The following is a 17,081-nucleotide window of genomic DNA, read 5'->3' on the forward strand; positions in this document are numbered from 1 at the left end:
TAAAAACTAAAGTTTTAATCTTCAGGTGGAAACCCGTGAATTTGCTCGAAAACTTCATCGAAATTTGAACGCAAATAGGAATTTAATTTCTTACGATAATCTCCTTTTAACCAATCTACAAAGTTATATGTACTTTTACTAATACACTTTGTATAGCGTTGAATTCTAAAATCGATATCATCACCAAGTTGTTTCGCAAGCGCCAAAGCATCGTAAACATCTTCGCTGTTTTCAATACAAATTTTAGCATGTTGTTCTATGGATCGCTCTAAAACAACTTTTGATGACTCTCCGTTTCTAATAGAATCTACATACGTTTTCTGGATATCGAAATGTACGTCTTCAGATTTAGCAAACTCTGCACGTAAAGCATCTGGCATTTCATATCTAAAATTGCTTTCTAACTCGTCATCCGTTAAAATAGAATCTAAATAATAGGTTGGCGATTTAAAAATACGTTGCCAATCTAAACCATCGCCCCAAGGACCAAAACGGTGGAAGTTGTTACCTAAATCGATAACAGAAAAGGTCTTCTTATCCTTTAAAATACGAGATCCACGACCAATCATTTGGTAGTAAAGTGTTAAAGATTTTGTTGCTCTATTTAAAATAATACTTTCTACTGTTGGCTCATCAAAACCGGTAGTTAAAATACTAACTGAAGTTAAAACGGCACCTGGAGTATTTTTAAACCATTTTAATATCATGGAACGCTCCTTTTTAGTATTCGTATTATCCAAATGCGCTACTGGGTATCCCGCCCTTCTAAACGTGTCGTAAACATGTAAAGATGTTGTAATACCATTATTAAAGATAAGCGTTTTCTTTCCTTTAGCACGCTCCTCATAAGCTTGTAATAACTTGGATAACATGTCGTTATCCGTATATAAATCCTCAGAAGATTTAACTGTATAATCACCATTCGCTCCTACCACTAAAGATGTTAATCCAACATTATAGGTAAACATTTCAGCTCGTGCTAAAAAGCCATTCTCGATAAGCGATTCAATACTTTCTCCAACAATAAGTTCATCGTAATTATCGGTCATTGGTAATTCAATACTAGAACTTAAAGGTGTTGCAGTAACGCCTAAAATAAACGATTTACTAAAAAACTTAAATAGTTTTGTAAATGAGTTATAATGTGCCTCATCAATAATTACTAGACCTATATCGGAAATATCTAGTTTGTCGTCATTTAATCTATTATTTAAGGTTTCAACCATAGCAACAAAACAGCTAAAATCTGCTTGATCACTTAAATCGGCCTTACTATCTACCACTTTATTATGCACACCAAACTCGGTAAGCATATTAGAAGTCTGCTTACACAACTCAATTCGGTGTGTAAGTACTAACACTTTCTTTTTGTGGTGCTTTAAATATTGTCTAACTATTTCAGAAAATATAACCGTTTTACCTCCACCTGTTGGCAATTGGTAAAGCAAGTGATAATCCTCTGGAGATTCCTCAAAAGCAGTAAAAATCTTATCTATCGCACCTTTCTGATAACTGTATAAACTTTTACCTTCTGCTCTTTCTTCTAATTCTAATTCTGCTTTTGTAACCGACATATTTTAAATTTTGAAACGTGCAAAAATAACATCTTTAAAGGGGTTATCAAGCATTTTTGCTGTGAAATTATTAAACTAATATCAACAGCTTTAAAATCAGACCAAATTATAAGATTATAAATAACCTCTAACCCTCTGAAATACAATATTTTTAACTAAAAAATCCTCACATTTAATAATCTTGTAAAATGTTAAATTTAATATTTATCTTATATTTTTAAAAGGTTTTGATACTTTTGATTTTCTTAATAGACCATTATGAAAGCAAACGATAAATCTGGAGTAAAAGAATATTTAGCTACCGAAAACAGGTATGAAAACATGACCTACAAACGATCGGGAAAAAGCGGCGTTTTGCTGCCCGCTATTTCTATTGGCTTATGGCATAATTTTGGGTTTATTGATCCTATACAAAATGGCCGAGAAATTTTAAGAACGGCGTTCGATTTAGGAATTACCCATTTCGATTTAGCCAATAATTATGGACCACCTTACGGATCTGCCGAAGAGAATTTTGGCACCATTTTTAAAAAGGATTTTAAATCGTACCGCGACGAATTATTTATTGCGACCAAGGCAGGTTACGATATGTGGCCAGGGCCTTATGGCGATTTTGGGTCTCGAAAATATTTAATATCAAGCTTAGATCAAAGTTTAAAACGTATGGGCTTAGATTATGTCGATATTTTTTATCATCATAGACCAGATCCAGACACGCCTTTAGAAGAAACCATGGGGGCATTGGCAGATATTGTGCGCCAAGGCAAAGCCTTATATGTTGGTATTTCTAATTATAATCCAGAAGATACTCAAAAGGCCGCAGAACTTTTAAAGGATTCAAAAGTGCCCTTTATTCTGCACCAAGCTAGATACTCAATGTTCGATCGCTGGGTTGAAGATAGTCTTCTTGATACTTTAGAAAACAACGGTGTGGGCTGTATTGCCTTTTCTCCTTTAGCGCAAGGTATGCTTACCGATAAATATTTAAACGGTGTCCCGGAAGGGTCTCGTGCTGCCAAAGAATTAACGTATTTAAATAAAGAATCGGTTACAGATAATTTAGATAAGATTAGAAAGTTGGATGCTATTGCAAAAGAACGCGGACAAAAACTATCTCAAATGGCTATTGCTTGGATATTAAGACAACCGCAGGTAGCATCGGTATTAGTGGGTGCTAGTTCTTCAAATCAATTGAAAGAAAATGTAAAAGGTTTAGATTTATTGAAATTTTCAGATGAAGAATTGAAGTTGATTGAAAGCATAATAGCATAAAAAAACAACTACTCTTTAATAATAATAATAGTCACTTTTACCCCTTTGGAAAGCGCCCATACCTTTCCAGAGATTACCTTATTCCATTCATCTAAAATTCTATATTCTGCGGTATTAGGTCCCGACGAACCTTCGTTAACAGCATAAAAATCAATTTTATTAAGGCCGTCTTTTAGCTTTAACTTAAAGCCGCCAAACCCTTCGGTTAAATATGCACCCGATTTTATCACGTCATCATCCACTAAAACTCTTAGTACATCGCCATCAATAGCGCTATAATCCCTGTATTTGATATATATAAATTTAGATTTTGTTCTATAATCGCCCCAATACGCATCTTCTTTTAATCCGGCGTTTTCACCATGACCTTCAGGCAACAACTCTTTTTCTACCTGCCCTAACCTTTTACTATATAATTCTCCCGGATTCCCAAACTCTTCTTCCGGAAACATAGAAAAATCTTTTTTAGGCATTTCTAGATTTGGTGCTACTTTAGGTCTGTTTAAACCAATTGAGTTAGCGCTTTCAATAGGTTTTGAAGGTGTTAATGGTGCTATATCTGCTGTATCTTTTTTACTTTCTACGGCAGGTATAGAAAAAGATTTATTTTTACTATCTATTTGCGCTTCAATAGACAGCGAAAAGCATATTAAAATAAGTAAAAAAGCATAAGGTTTCATCAATCTATTATCAATTTATAGTTTATGGATTGAGGGCTATTAATTTATCAAAGATATTTCTTTCTTAGAAAATCACCCCGTTTAATCCCAATATTTAGTAATGGTTTAACAAATACCATACCTAAACCAATCAAAATTTAACAAAAACCCATATCTATTTTCAATGTTTTACTTCATTTTAATATAAATACCGTATTATTTCGATACTGTTTTTGTGACTTCTAGGAAATATTAACATTTTAAAATCTATTTTATGAGACACTCAAAATTAGTACCAGAAGTAAATGCGGGATCTATGGCAGATATTGCATTTTTATTACTCATCTTTTTTCTAGTAACCGCTACGATATCTTCCGATGAAGGTATAAACCGAGTCCTTCCAAAAGACTGTCCTACCAACGATTGTGGTGGTATTATTGCCGAACGAAATATTTTAAGAATTGCCATTAATAGTACTGATGATATTCTAATTGAAGATGAACTCGTAACCTTATCTGAAATTAAAGAGATTGTTAAAAACTTTGCGGATAATAATGGTGATGCGAGTTGTAATTATTGCCATGGTAATAAAGCATCGACTGCTTCAGATAACCCTAACAAAGCCGTTATATCCTTACAAAACAGCAAGCAAACAACTTACAAAACCTTTGTTGCTGTGCAAAATGAATTAACAAAAGCCTATTATGAACTAAGACAAGGATACAGCTTAAATGTGTTAGGAAAACCTGCTGTAAATTTAACAACAGCTGAAGAAAACCAAGTGAAAAAGGCTTATCCTTTTATTATTTCGGAAGCTGAAACGAAATAAATTACAATTTTTAAGATTGAGTTATTTTGGCGGCAAACTTAATAACTCAATTTTTTATGCTTTAAAGCTTAAGAATACCATATTCAATTTTCACTTTTTTTCTTCCCCAGGTTTTAGCGGCTTTAACATCTTCGCCCATATAAACATCAATTCTATTTCTCCATTTAGAGTGCATTTTATCCTTAACCCAATATACACCTTTAAGTCCTTCAATTTTTACTGGAGTATCCTGCTTTAATCCTAGTTTTAGTAAATCTCTAGAAACCGCAATATACTTTAGCCCTGGTTTTAAGCTATCTCCAAACGCCGTTATATGCGGATTCGAATTGGTTTGGTAAGCCAAAGAGTTATAAGCGGTAGCTGTAACTTGTAAAGGCTTCCAAACATAGTTGTCTTCAATGGTTGGTTTAGACTTGCCACAGCTTAAAACTATAAAAACACAAATACAAATAAAGGTTTTTAAAATTATAGTTTTATTCATCCTAAAGGTAATACTTAATACGCTAATAACGTTTTTAAAGCCGTTTCAAACCTGTTTTTAGGCAAATATTGCTGCTCTAACTGAGCGGCAAAAGGAATTGGAGTTTCTAAGCTAGCAACCCGCATTACGGGCGCATCTAAATATTTAAAACATTGCTCCATAATATTGGCCGAAATATCACTCGCAATACCACCAAAAAGTGAGTCTTCTTGCAAAATAATAGCTTTTCCAGTTTTTTTAACCGATGCATAAATACACTCTAAATCTAAGGGGTGAAGGGTTCTTAAATCTATAACATCTGCCGAAATATCGGGGTTGTTATCTAAAGTTTCTAATACCCAATGCACTGCAGCTCCGTAGGACACTATAGTAACATCGTTTCCAGCTTTTATAACCGAAGCCTTACCAAAAGGCAAAGTATAATAATCCGTAGGTACCTCTTGACGAATACTACGATATAACGCTTTATGCTCAAAAAACAATACAGGATTTGGGTCGTTAATAGCTTGATTTAATAAGCCTTTAGCATCATAAGGAAATGCTGGATAAACCACTTTTAAACCTGGCGTTTTGGTAAACCAAGCCTCATTGGTTTGCGAGTGAAACGGTCCTGCAGCCACACCTCCACCACAAGGCATTCTAATTACTACATCGGCATTTTGTTTCCATCTGTAATACGAATTCGCCAAATAATTAACAACAGGGTTAAAGCCAGAGCTTGCAAAATCGGCAAACTGCATTTCTACCACACTCTTAATTCCGGCAATAGATAAGCCCATAGCAGTTTCAATTATAGCCGATTCGCAAATAGGTGTATTGCGCACGCGCTCCTTTCCAAATTGATCTATAAATCCTTCGGTAATTTTAAAAGCCCCTCCATATTCTGCAATATCCTGCCCCATAATCACTAGGTCTTCATGCTGTATCATGCTTTCCTTTAAACTACTTGAAATGGCATCAATAAACCGAATCTCTTCAGGTTTCGATTTACTATTAACACCTTCATTTTTAAATAATTGAAAAACACCACTTAACTCTTCACTTTCATTAGGTTTTATATCTTCTTCTTCATTAGCGACCTTTAAATGCTCATTAATTTCTTTGTTAATTTCAGCTTTAAAATCTGCTTCAAGTTCTTCTGTTAAAATAGTTTCTGCTTTTAAAAACGCTTCAAAATTTAAAAGCGGATCTTTAGTTGTCCACGACGTAATAAGTTCCTCCGGTACGTATTTAGTGCCACTGGCTTCTTCATGTCCGCGTATTCTAAAAGTTTTAAATTCTACCAAAATAGGTCTAGGGTTTCTTCTTATATCTTCGGCAAGAGCATTTACCTTGGTATAAACTTCAATAATATTATTACCATCTATAATATGCGATTCTATACCATAGCCTAAGCCTCTATCTGCCAGATCCCTACAATTATATTGCTCATGTGTTGGCGTAGATAAACCATAACCATTGTTTTCTATACAGAATAAAACAGGTAATTGCCAAACAGATGCCACGTTTAAAGCTTCATGAAAATCACCTTCACTTGTACCACCTTCACCGGTAAAAACAGCTGTAACCTGATTTTTGTTTTTTAATTTTGAAGCTAAAGCAATACCATCGGCAACTCCCAATTGAGGACCTAAATGTGAAATCATTCCAACAATTTTATATTGCTGCGTACCAAAATGAAATGATCTATCTCTGCCCTTAGTAAAGCCCGAAGCTTTCCCTTGCCATTGTGCAAATAATCTGTATAACGGGATTTTTCTGGTGGTAAAAACACCTAAATTTCTATGCATAGGTAAAATATATTCATCACTATGCATAGCCATAGTAACGCCAACCGAAATAGCTTCTTGTCCAATACCCGAAAACCATTTACTAATTTTTCCTTGACGCAACAAAACAAGCATCTTCTCTTCTATTAGTCTTGGTTTCAGCATATTCCTGTATAAGGACAATAATAGCGTTTCGTCTAAATTATTTATAGAATAGTTAAAGTTTACTGAAGAATTTGTTGGTTTCATAATAAAATCCTTATTTCACTATCAAATATAACATAAATAGAATGCATTATTAACAAAAAATGCCTATTACACAGTACAATTAACTTTGAATGTTTTTGTACATTTGTTGTATTCACACCATAAAATAACAGCAATGAATATCATACCAAGTGTTAATTTAAAGGACTTTCTATCTGATGATCCTGCTAGAAAACAAAAGTTTGTTGAAGCCATAGGTAAGGCTTATGAAGATATTGGTTTTGTAGCACTTAAAGGTCATTTTTTAGATGAAGCTTTAGTTGATAATCTATATAAAGAAATTAAAAGCTTTTTTAGTTTACCAACCGAAACTAAACAGAAATACGAAATACCAGGTATTGGTGGCCAGCGTGGTTATGTTTCCTTTGGTAAAGAAAGTGCAAAAGGTAAAAAAGAAGGTGATTTAAAGGAATTTTGGCATTTTGGACAATACGTTGATGACAATGATGCATTAAAAGCAGAATACCCAGAAAATGTTACGGTTAATGAACTTGCTGACTTTAACAAAATTGGCAAAGAAGCGTACCAAATGCTAGAAAAAACAGCAAAGTATGTATTACGTGCTTTAGCATTGCATTTGGATTTAGAAGAAACCTATTTTGATAATTATATCCATAATGGCAACTCTATTTTAAGACCCATACACTACCCACCTATAACAGAAGAACCTAAAGAAGCTGTTAGAGCTGCCGCCCATGGCGATATTAATTTAATAACCCTTTTAATGGGCGCTCAAGGTCGTGGCTTACAAGTACAAAACCACAATGGCGAATGGGTAGATGCTATTGCCGAACCAGACGAGTTAATGATTAATGTTGGCGACATGCTATCTAGACACACCAATAATAAGTTAAAATCGACTATACATCGTGTAATTAACCCGCCTAAAGAACTTTGGGGTACTTCACGCTATTCTATTCCATTTTTTATGCACCCGATTAGCGAAATGAAATTAGATGTTTTAGAAGGCTGTATTGATGAAAACAACCCAAAACAATTTGATGATATTACCGCTGGCGAATTTTTAAACGAACGCTTAATAGAATTAGGACTAAAGAAATAAAATGAAAGCTCTACCTAGCCTTCCCAAAGGGGATGGAATAACTAGTGAAGAAAATAAAAATTAATAATTAGTTAACAATTAAAACATCAAATACCCCATTTGAGTTTCTCCCTTTTGGGGAGATTAAGAGGGGCTAACATGGATTTACAAGATCAACTTAAAAATTTATTTCCAGAGCATGTTGAAGAGGAAACACCTTCTGAAACCAATGATTCTGAAAACATTTGGATGCAAGACGACCCGATACTTTGCAAGTACGAAAAGCGCAAAGGCAAACCAATAACCATACTTGAAGGTTATACAGGAGCAACCGAAGATTTTAAAATATTGGCAAAAGAAATTAAAACAAAACTTAGTGTAGGTGGCAGTTTTAAAGATGATAAAATTATTATTCAAGGGGATTATCGCGATAAAATAATGCAAATGCTAAAGGATAAAGGTTTTAATGTAAAACGTGTAGGCGGCTAAAACATGAACAAATATCCACTGCATATTACAAACGGAGATCATCTTAATAAATATTTAAATGAACTCGAAATTGTAGGCGAAAAATTGGTTTGGCAAGAAATGCTATGTGAAGGTCCAACTAAGGAAGCCATCCACAGTCAAGAGCATATTGAACTAAGACGCCAGTTTTTTAACGATTTTTATAATGTTGAATTGGACCTAGAACAGGTTGATTTCGTTCTAAACGAGCAACTTGCTAATACAGAACGCTATTCTGAAATTGTACTGTGGTTTGAATATGACTTATTTTGCCATATAAACATGATTGCTGTAATTAGTTTACTGCAGTATAAAAAAATAGATCTTCCTATTTATTTGGTTTGTAGCGGGCGTGTTCCAGGAAGTAAAACTTTAAAAGCGTTAACCGAACTTAATACCGAACAACTTCTAGATCATTATAAAAATAAAATAGCTTTAAACAAAAGTGACATTGATATAGCAACCACAGTTTGGGGTATTTACTGCGGAAAAGATCATAATTTATTAAAGCCTTTTATTGTTAAAAATTCATCGTTTAAATATTTAACAAATTGCTTAAAAGCACATTTAAAACGTTTTCCAGATTCTGTTGATGGTTTAAACACCCTAGAACGAAACATTCTAGAAATTGTGAGAGATAACACCATAAAATCAAAACACCATCTTTTAGGTTATGCTTTAAACTACCAAGGGTACTACGGCTTTGGCGATATGCAACTTAAACGTTTAATAGATAAATTAAGTGTTTTTTACACCGAAGAAAACGATGCTTTAGTTTTAAATAGAACAGGTCATGAAACGCTTATTGGCCAATATAATTCTTCATATAAAATTGATAGTAATATGTGTTTTGGCGGCGTAAATAAATACGAATATCAATTCAGTAAAAAACTAAATAAACTAGTTAAAACAATTACTAATGTCGATTAAAGAATCAGAACTTATTTTAAATCCAGATGGTAGTATTTATCATTTAAATTTAAAACCAGAACACATTGCAGAGACCATAATTTTTGTAGGAGACCAAGATCGAGTTAGTAAAGTAACATCGCATTTTGATTCTATAGAATTTGAAACTCAAAAACGCGAATTTAAAACACAAACTGGTTACTATAAAGGCAAACGTATTACCGTAATGTCTACGGGAATAGGTCCCGATAATATAGATATTGTTTTAAATGAATTAGACGCCCTTGTCAACATAGATTTTAAAACAAGAAAAATAAAAGACACCCTTACAAGCTTAAATATCATAAGAATAGGTACTTCTGGATCTTTACAAAAAGACATTGATGTCGATTCGTTTTTAATAAGCACACATGCCCTAGATTTAAATGGCATGTTACAAGCTTATAAAACAGATACAATTAGAACTCCAGATCTTGAAGCCGCCTTTACCAAACAGACCAATTGGCACCAAGACAAAGCAAGCCCTATTATAATTAAAGGGAGCGCAGATTTAGAAAAGCTGTTTCAAGCCAACCATATACATAAAGGATTAACAGCAACCGCTGGTGGGTTTTACGGACCACAAGGACGCGTATTACGTTTGGCCATTCAGGATGATAATCTAAACGGCAAAATGGACGCTTTTAATCATAATGGCATTAGAATTACCAATCTAGAAATGGAAACCTCTGCAATTTATGGACTTTCAAGTCTCTTAGGTCATAAAGCCATTTCACTAAATGCCATTATAGCAAACAGAGCAATAGGTACATTTAGCAAAGATTCTAATACCGTAATTACAAACTTAATTACTTACGCACTAAACAAAATTACAGATAAAACCGATTGATTAATGAAGAAAGTTAATATTGGCGGTGTGCCAGAGCATTTTAATTTAGCTTGGTACTTAACGCTTAAAAATGGCGAATACAAAGACAAAAACATAAACCTACGTTGGCACGATTATTACGGCGGAACAGGTGCCATGTGTAAAGCCCTTAGAGATGGCGATATTGATATTGCTGTTATTTTAACCGAAGGTATTATAAAAGATATTATAGATGGCAACCCTAGTAAAATTGTGCAGACTTACGTGGAGACTCCACTAATTTGGGGTGTGCATGTGGCTCACAATTCAGACTACACAAACGTAGAAGATTTAAAAGGTACTAAGGCTGCTATTAGCAGATATGGTTCTGGATCTCATTTAATGGCTTACATAAATGCCGAAAATCATAATTGGGATTTGGACCAAGATTTAGATTTTGAAGTTATAAAAAACCTTGATGGCGCAGTTGAAGGATTAACCGATGGACAAGCTGATTATTTTTTATGGGAAAAATTCACAACAAAGCCCATAGTAGATAATGGTGTGTTTAGACGTATAGACAACTGCCCATCTCCTTGGCCATGTTTTGTTATAGCTGTTAGAAATGAATTTATTGAGAATAATAGTGAAGAGTTAAAAACCATTTTAGACATTATTAATCAAACTACTTCAGATTTTAAAGACATTCCTAATATTGATAAAACCATTGCAAATCGTTACGAACAAAAATTAGAAGATGTGCAAGAATGGTTAGGACTTACGGAATGGTCGCAAACACTAATAGAAAAAGAAACCGTTATGAATGTTCAAAAAGAACTGTTTGCCTTAAATATTATTCCAGAAATTGTAGACTATGAAAAGCTAACGCATAAACTATAACCCTACATTTATAATAAATGTTAATTAAAAATCAATTTAACATACAAAACTCAGGTATTTTCTATTTTTGAATCCTGAAAACCTATAACAATGAAAAAACTACTTTTAATAGCGCTTGCAATTAGCGTATTTAATTGCAAAAAAGAAATAAAAACTGCAACCGAAAATCATGCGATTATTTCTGGAAAAATAACAAACAAGCAACCCGGAGAACTTACCATTAACAGCGAAGATCGTACTTTTTCAGCGCCTATAAAAGTTGCTGCAGATGGTACTTTTACTGATACTTTAAGCACAGACATAAAATCTTATGTATTGTATGACGGTAAAAATCCAGTGTTTTTAAATTTAGCTCCAGGCTTTAATTTAAATATAACTTACGATGCTACAAATTTTGATAATACTATTGCAATTTCGGGTAATGGCTCTAAAATAAACAACTATTTTGTAGCCAAAAGAAAAGCAGAAATGGAGCTTGCCAAAAAAAGTGCAGAAATTTTTGTACTTGACGAAGCTAGTTATAAAGCTAAAATGTTAGAGTTTAAAAACACCCAGAAGAATATTTTAAGTAATGCTAAAGATTTACCTTCAGATTTTATTTCAAAAGAAAAAAGAAGCATTAATTATGGCTATTTAAGCAGCCTTAGTAATTTTGAAAGAGCGCATCAATACTTTACAAAAAATAATGACTTTAAAGTTTCAGAAGACTTCTTAAATGATTTAGATGGTATGGATTTTTCAAATGCCGAAGATTTTGAGTTTTCTAGTCATTACAAAGGTATTGTTAACGATCATTATGCTAGTAAAGCTCGCGAATTACAAACTAAAGATTCTATTGCTTACGATTTAGCATTTCTTAAAACCGTAAGTGCCGTAGAAAGTGAACCGATAAAAAACACTTTATTATTTGAGTTCGTAAACTTCAACCTAACGTATTCAAATGATGTAGATGCTTTATATAACACTTTTTTAAAGAATTCTACTAACGAAAAAAACAACACTACTGTAACTGAAAAATACAACAAGCTTACTGCATTAAAAAAGGGGAAACCATCGCCTAAATTTACTAATTACGAAAATCATTCTGGTGGTAAAACATCTTTAGAAGATTTAAAAGGAAAGTATGTTTATATCGATGTTTGGGCTACTTGGTGCGGACCTTGCATCCAACAAATACCACATTTACAAAAAATTGAAAAACAATATTTTGGTAAAAACATTGAGTTTGTAAGTATTTCTATTGATAAGGATAGAGATTACGAAAAATGGAAAACGATGGTGGTTGAAAAAGATTTAGGTGGCATTCAATTATTCGCAGATAGCGATTGGACTTCTGCTTTTATACAAGACTACCAAATTCAAGGTATTCCAAAATTTATTTTAGTGGACCCACAAGGCAATATTGTAGATGCTAATGCACCGAGACCTTCAAGCCCTCAGTTAATCGAATTGTTTAACGAGCTGAATATTTAAACGCTAATTTCGTTATAAAAAAAGCCCTCACTAAAGTTTAAAACTTTAGTGAGGGCTTTTTCTTTTTATAGCTATTGGGCTTGCTGTTTTGCTCCCTCTTCTTGTTGAGGTGGTTGTTCAGGTTGTTTAAATAAATCTAAATAGGCTTCACCTAAATAATCTATAACATGGCTAGCTATTAAACTTTGATATCCAAAATCTTCAACAGCTATATCTGCCGATTTACCATGTAAATACACGCCAAAAATAGCAGCAACCAAAGGATTATACCCTTGCGACACTAAACCCGCAATAATACCCGTTAAAACATCGCCACTACCCGCTGTAGATAATCCAGAGTTTCCTGTAGTATTTACATATAATTTATCATCAAATATCGTAATACTATTAGCGCCTTTTATAATAACTATTACTTTATGCTTTTTCGAAAACGCTTTAACTTTTTTAAGCTTATCAAAATCATCTTTCCAGGTTCCCATTAAACGCTCTAATTCTCTTGGATGCGGCGTTAAAATTGTAGCTTCAGGTAAAAGTTTTAATAAAGATTTCTTTTTAGCCAGTAAATTAATTCCATCGGCATCAATAACCAAAGGCGCTTTGTTGGTTTTTAAAAAGGCTTCAAATGCACTAGCAGTATCCTTATCTGTCCCTGCTCCTATTCCAAAAGCTATAACAGTTGGTTCTATATTAAATTTAATGTTAGTAATCTTTTCTTCATCGCTATCCGTAATTACCATCGCTTCAGGAAAAGCTGTTTGTAATGGATAATACCCACATTTTGGTACAAATGCAGAAACTAATCCTGCACCCGAAGACAACGCAGCTCTACTAGCCAGTGTAACAGCTCCAATTTTACCATAACTACCGCCAACTATTAACGTATGGCCAAATTGCCCTTTATGCGAATATTTTTCTCTAGGAATGTAATTAGATAATACCTCGTGTTTACCAATAAGTTCTACTTCGGTTTGAGTGGTATACAAAAACTCTTTATCTAAGCCTATATCCAAGACTTCCCATTGCACTGTGTATTTAGCAGTTTCTGGCAAAAAGAACACCAATTTTGGCGATGCAAAACTTAAAGTATACCCCGCCCAAACTACAGCATCTTCATCTTCAATAGCCTTATCAGGAAATAATCCCGAAGGGATATCAATAGCCAAAGTAAACGCTTTACTAGCTCTAAAATGTAAAAACAATTGTTTAACCCATTCATCTACAGGTCTATTTAATCCTATACCAAAAATGGCATCAACTATTATATCTTCAGGGTTTATCGAAGGAAAATCTTCGGCACAATTTAAAAGAACAGGCCATTTTTTAGTCACATTCTTAATTCTATCATAATTCACCAAAAAATCTTTGGATCGCTTATCGCTACAATTAATTATAAAAGTATTTACATTATAACCATGCGTTATTAAATGTCGCGCTAAAACAAGGCCATCGCCTCCATTATTGCCAATTCCGCAAAACACATGAATAGGTACTTGTGCTCCTTGCATTCGTGCATGAATCCAATTAAAAATTTGCGTACCAGCACGCTCCATTAATTCGGTTGAGGTAATATTTTGTCTTTCAGCCGTTAGTTTATCTCCTTCGTAAATCTGTTCTTTAGAAAATAGTTTCATTTGTTCTTTTTAATTATATTTTAAAGGTCACATATAGCTTCCACATAGTTTGAATGTTAAGATTTAACTTTTCGTTATGGAAGTTTCATGTGTTATTATAGATTTTTCAATTCTTATTGCAATTTGTCGTTTTTTTTAAACGAATAGCGATTGAAGATAAGAATATTGTAAAAAAGTTATTTTAGTTTTTTTATAAGCCTAAAAGTAATACTTTTGATGGGTATTATATAACTATAATGAATCATTTCAACCAAAATACACTTCAAACTGTTTCTTTTCTAGTAAAAGGAACTACATCTATTTTTGGTACAATTACAAATACTACAACCCTTTGGGGTTACTAGTTATATATATTCCGCACACTTTTTTTGTAATTTTAAAAAATTACAACATCTCAACTATTATTTTTAATTATATAAGACATTAAAACATGAAAGTTTTAAAATTCGGAGGTACTTCAGTAGGCTCTTCAAAAAATATAAATAACGTTATTAACATACTAGTAGATTATAGTAAAACTGATACTATAGCTTGCGTAGTTTCTGCGGTTGGTGGCATTACAGATAAATTACTTTTAGCAGGTAAACAAGCGCAAAATAAAGAGGAAGCCTTTTTAGAAACGTTTGAAGGTATAAAAGACAGACATTTTAACATTATTAAAGAGCTTAATCCAGACAACCATACTGCTATTTTGGAGTTTGTTGAGAATAAACTTGAAAGCCTAAAAAGTTTATTAGAAGGTATTTATTTAATTAATGAATTATCTCCTAAAACATCAGATAAGCTTGTTAGCTTTGGTGAATTATTATCATCTTTTATCATAGCAGAAACTATGAAAAACAGAAGTTTATCTGCCGATGTTAAAAATTCACAAGAGCTTATAGTTACAAATTCCAACTTTACTAAAGCCGAGGTTGATTATACAGTTACAAATACTAATATTCGTGAGTATTTTAAATCTGCTAATCAAAAAATAACAATTCTTCCTGGGTTTATTTCTAAATCTAAACTAGGAGAAATAACAACGCTAGGTCGTGGTGGTTCAGATTTTACGGCAGCTATAATTGCTGCAGCACTACATGTTGAACAATTAGAAATTTGGACGGATGTAAGCGGTATGTTTACAACCAATCCTAAATTAGTAAAACAAGCTTATCCAATCGATAAAATTTCATATCAAGAAGCTATGGAATTATCGCATTTTGGTGCCAAAGTATTATATCCACCAACGGTTCAACCTGTGTTAAGTCTAGAAATTCCTATTCATATAAAAAACACTTTAGAGCCGAGTGCTGTAGGAACTATAATTTCTAATGAAGAAACAACATCAAGTTCGCCAGTAAAAGGTATAAGTAATATTAGCAATATTGCATTATTGACTTTAGAAGGTACAGGAATGGTTGGCATTCCGGGATTTTCAAAACGTTTGTTTGAAACATTATCACAAGAAAAAATAAACGTGATTATGATTACTCAAGCCTCTTCAGAGCATTCTATTTGCTTAGGAATTGAACATAAAGAAGCCGAAACTGCAAAAACAGCAATTGATACCGCTTTTGAAAATGAAATTGCTTTAGGCAAAATAGAACCTATTATTGTTGAAACAGGATTATCTATAATTGCCTTAGTTGGCGATAGCATGAAAAACCACCAAGGTATTAGCGGTAAAATGTTTAGTACTTTAGGGAAAAATAATATTAATATTAGAGCCATTGCTCAAGGTGCTTCAGAAAAAAATATAACAGCGGTTATTAACGAAAAAGATGTTAAAAAAGCTTTAAACACCTTACACGAGCAGTTTTTCGAGTCTAAAACAAAACAAATTAATGTCTTTATAACGGGTGTTGGAAATGTTGGAGAACGTTTGGTAGAACAAATTAAACAACAGAAAAAATACTTAAAGGACAACCTTAAAATTAAACTACGTGTTGCTGGATTATCGAATTCTAGACACATGATTTTTAATGAAGATGGAATCGATTTAAAAAATTGGAAAGAGCAATTAGCACAAGGCGAAAAAGCATCGTTACAAGGCTTTTTTGAAAATACTAAAGCCTTAAATTTACGTAACAGTATTTTTGTTGATGTAACAGCAAATGCGAATGTTGCCGATTTATATGCTCAATATTTAAAAGAGAGTATTGGTATAGTGGCCTGTAATAAAATAGCTTGTTCAAGTGAATTTAAAAATTATAAAAACCTTAAGCAATTATCTTTAAAATATAACGCACCTTTTCTTTTTGAAACTAATGTTGGTGCAGGTTTACCTGTTATAGACACCTTAAATAATTTAATTGCTTCTGGCGATAAAGTAAACTCAATACAAGCGGTATTATCTGGAAGTTTAAACTTTGTATTTAACAACTTTACAGATAAAACTAAGTTTTACGATGTGGTAAAACAAGCTGGAGCTGAAGGCTATACAGAACCAGATCCAAGAATTGATTTAAGCGGTGTAGATGTTGCCCGTAAAATTTTAATTTTGGCTAGAGAAAGTGGTGTTAAAATGAATTTAGAAGACATTGAAAACACATCATTCTTATCGCAAGCTGGATTAAAAAGTGATTCTGTAGATGATTTTTACAAAACTTTAATTGCAGACGAAGCGCATTACCAAAGCTTATACGCTTCGGCTAAAGCAAACAACTGCCAATTAAAATATGTAGCCAAGTTCGATAACGGAAAAGCAAGCGTGAGCTTACAAGAAATTCCAGAAGGACACCCATTTTATAATTTGGAAGGAAGCGATAATATTGTTATGTTCTACACAGAACGCTATGCTAAGCAACCTATGATTATTAAAGGTGCCGGAGCAGGTGCAGAAGTTACGGCTTCTGGTTTATTTGCAGACATTATTAGGCTAGGAAACGATTAAACAATTAAGCGGTTTGCTTGATTAGATTTCCGCCTTTGCGGAAATG

At 33.2% G+C, this 17,081-nt stretch carries 14 protein-coding genes; 9 read left to right on the plus strand and 5 right to left on the minus strand.

Annotated features, from left to right (window positions below; all coding sequences use genetic code 11):
* Nucleotides 1-14 precede the first annotated feature (14 nt).
* Nucleotides 15-1,574, minus strand: coding sequence for a DEAD/DEAH box helicase (locus HNQ90_RS09340; RefSeq protein ID WP_144117994.1), 1,560 nt, complete (start codon nt 1,572-1,574; stop codon nt 15-17).
* Between the two features lie 258 nt (nt 1,575-1,832).
* Here HNQ90_RS09340 and mgrA point away from each other — a divergent pair, with 258 nt between their 5' ends.
* The gene (mgrA, locus tag HNQ90_RS09345) at nt 1,833-2,846 is read left to right on the plus strand and encodes an L-glyceraldehyde 3-phosphate reductase (RefSeq protein WP_144117995.1); all 1,014 of its coding nucleotides are present in this window, start codon (nt 1,833-1,835) and stop codon (nt 2,844-2,846) included.
* 8 nt (nt 2,847-2,854) lie between these two features.
* On the opposite strand, the gene HNQ90_RS09350 is transcribed toward mgrA, so the two are convergent.
* Complete coding sequence (locus tag HNQ90_RS09350; RefSeq protein ID WP_172625926.1) at nt 2,855-3,526, minus strand: hypothetical protein; 672 nt, start codon at nt 3,524-3,526, stop codon at nt 2,855-2,857.
* Between the two features lie 253 nt (nt 3,527-3,779).
* On the opposite strand from HNQ90_RS09350, the gene HNQ90_RS09355 reads away from it, so the two are divergent.
* Nucleotides 3,780-4,334, plus strand: coding sequence for an ExbD/TolR family protein (locus HNQ90_RS09355; RefSeq protein ID WP_144117997.1), 555 nt, complete (start codon nt 3,780-3,782; stop codon nt 4,332-4,334).
* Nucleotides 4,335-4,395: 61 nt separating this feature from the next.
* Here the strand turns inward: HNQ90_RS09355 and HNQ90_RS09360 are convergent, their stop codons facing one another.
* Complete coding sequence (locus tag HNQ90_RS09360; protein WP_221279814.1) at nt 4,396-4,815, minus strand: 3D domain-containing protein; 420 nt, start codon at nt 4,813-4,815, stop codon at nt 4,396-4,398.
* A gap of 14 nt (nt 4,816-4,829) precedes the next feature.
* Nucleotides 4,830-6,833 carry an alpha-ketoacid dehydrogenase subunit alpha/beta gene (locus HNQ90_RS09365; RefSeq protein WP_144117998.1) on the minus strand — a complete coding sequence of 668 codons (2,004 nt, stop codon included), beginning with the start codon at nt 6,831-6,833 and terminating at the stop codon, nt 4,830-4,832.
* A gap of 133 nt (nt 6,834-6,966) precedes the next feature.
* On the opposite strand from HNQ90_RS09365, the gene HNQ90_RS09370 reads away from it, so the two are divergent.
* The 6 genes from HNQ90_RS09370 (at nt 6,967) to HNQ90_RS09395 (ending at nt 12,529) form a co-directional block, all read left to right on the plus strand.
* Nucleotides 6,967-7,914: an isopenicillin N synthase family dioxygenase gene (locus HNQ90_RS09370; RefSeq protein ID WP_144117999.1), complete on the plus strand. Its 948-nt coding sequence runs from the start codon at nt 6,967-6,969 to the stop codon at nt 7,912-7,914.
* 138 nt (nt 7,915-8,052) lie between these two features.
* A complete protein-coding gene (locus HNQ90_RS09375) occupies nt 8,053-8,382 on the plus strand; it encodes a translation initiation factor (protein WP_144118000.1) in 330 nt (109 codons plus the stop codon).
* A gap of 3 nt (nt 8,383-8,385) precedes the next feature.
* Nucleotides 8,386-9,330 carry a DUF1835 domain-containing protein gene (locus HNQ90_RS09380; RefSeq protein ID WP_144118001.1) on the plus strand — a complete coding sequence of 315 codons (945 nt, stop codon included), beginning with the start codon at nt 8,386-8,388 and terminating at the stop codon, nt 9,328-9,330.
* A complete protein-coding gene (locus HNQ90_RS09385) occupies nt 9,320-10,198 on the plus strand; it encodes a nucleoside phosphorylase (RefSeq protein WP_144118002.1) in 879 nt (292 codons plus the stop codon). The genes HNQ90_RS09380 and HNQ90_RS09385 overlap by 11 nt, the downstream gene beginning before the upstream one ends.
* A gap of 3 nt (nt 10,199-10,201) precedes the next feature.
* Nucleotides 10,202-11,056 (plus strand): substrate-binding domain-containing protein, encoded by an 855-nt coding sequence (locus tag HNQ90_RS09390; protein WP_144118003.1) that lies wholly within the window; start codon nt 10,202-10,204, stop codon nt 11,054-11,056.
* A 90-nt stretch (nt 11,057-11,146) separates the two neighbouring features.
* A complete protein-coding gene (locus tag HNQ90_RS09395; protein WP_144118004.1) occupies nt 11,147-12,529 on the plus strand; it encodes a TlpA family protein disulfide reductase in 1,383 nt (460 codons plus the stop codon).
* A 71-nt stretch (nt 12,530-12,600) separates the two neighbouring features.
* Here the strand turns inward: HNQ90_RS09395 and HNQ90_RS09400 are convergent, their stop codons facing one another.
* Nucleotides 12,601-14,160: an NAD(P)H-hydrate dehydratase gene (locus tag HNQ90_RS09400; protein ID WP_144118005.1), complete on the minus strand. Its 1,560-nt coding sequence runs from the start codon at nt 14,158-14,160 to the stop codon at nt 12,601-12,603.
* A 430-nt stretch (nt 14,161-14,590) separates the two neighbouring features.
* Here HNQ90_RS09400 and thrA point away from each other — a divergent pair, with 430 nt between their 5' ends.
* Nucleotides 14,591-17,035: a bifunctional aspartate kinase/homoserine dehydrogenase I gene (gene thrA / locus HNQ90_RS09405; protein ID WP_144118006.1), complete on the plus strand. Its 2,445-nt coding sequence runs from the start codon at nt 14,591-14,593 to the stop codon at nt 17,033-17,035.
* Nucleotides 17,036-17,081 lie beyond the last annotated feature (46 nt).

It is taken from the genome of Algibacter amylolyticus (assembly GCF_014202225.1).
In the GTDB taxonomy this organism is placed as follows: Bacteria; Bacteroidota; Bacteroidia; order Flavobacteriales; family Flavobacteriaceae; genus Algibacter_B; species Algibacter_B amylolyticus.